Here is a 663-nt window from a genome sequence, read left to right as displayed (position 1 = left end):
CCGGCGGCACGGAGCCCCCGGCGCCACCTTCTTCACCGTCGTCTTCCGCGACGTAGGCCAGCAGCTTGTCCAGTTCGCCATCGGAGAACCCGACAAGCGACAGGTCGAAATCCTCGGCCAGCAGATCGTTCAGCTCGGCTGACAGCAGCGCCTCGTCCCAGCTGCCGAGTTCCGTGAGCTTGTTGTCCGCGATGCGGTACGCCCGCCGCTGCGCCTCGGTCAGGTGCCCAAGCACGATCACCGGCGCCTCGGTCAGCCCGAGCTGCGTTGCGGCCAGCACACGCCCATGCCCGGCGATCAGCTCCCCGTCCTCGCCAACGAGGCACGGCACGGTCCAGCCGAACTCGGCCATGCTGGCGGCGATCTTGGCAACCTGGTCCGGCCCGTGCGCCTTCGCGTTCTTCGCGTAGGGCTGCAGGCGCGACAGCGGCCACGTCTCGATCGCGTCCGGTGCGAAGCTCAACGTCATGATGGGCACGGTTCCTCGGTCGGGTGGATGCCGGTGGCTTCCGGACTCCGGATGCCGGGCCGGACTCCACACGGGGTCCAGCGGCTACCAGCGGTGTCCGATCGGAAGGGCAGCGTTCATTGGTGTTTGCGCGGGGCGCGCGTGGCTCCGGCTTCCGGGTAGCCTCCCAAAAATCCGGCCCTGTCGCTGGCGAT

General features: G+C 68.8%; 1 protein-coding gene. It reads right to left on the bottom strand.

Annotation, left to right across the window (positions count from 1 at the left end):
- The coding region (locus tag E3D03_RS21155; RefSeq protein ID WP_263568570.1) for a ParB/Srx family N-terminal domain-containing protein at positions 1 to 469 on the bottom strand (469 nt) is incomplete at its 3' end.
- Positions 470 to 663: the final 194 nt, after the last annotated feature.

The sequence above is a fragment of the Paracoccus sp. DMF genome, from assembly GCF_004407025.1.
Lineage (GTDB): Bacteria > Pseudomonadota > Alphaproteobacteria > Rhodobacterales > Rhodobacteraceae > Paracoccus > Paracoccus aminovorans_B.
Note: the sequence above shows the minus strand (reverse complement) of the source record. Positions and strands in the feature narration are given on the sequence as shown.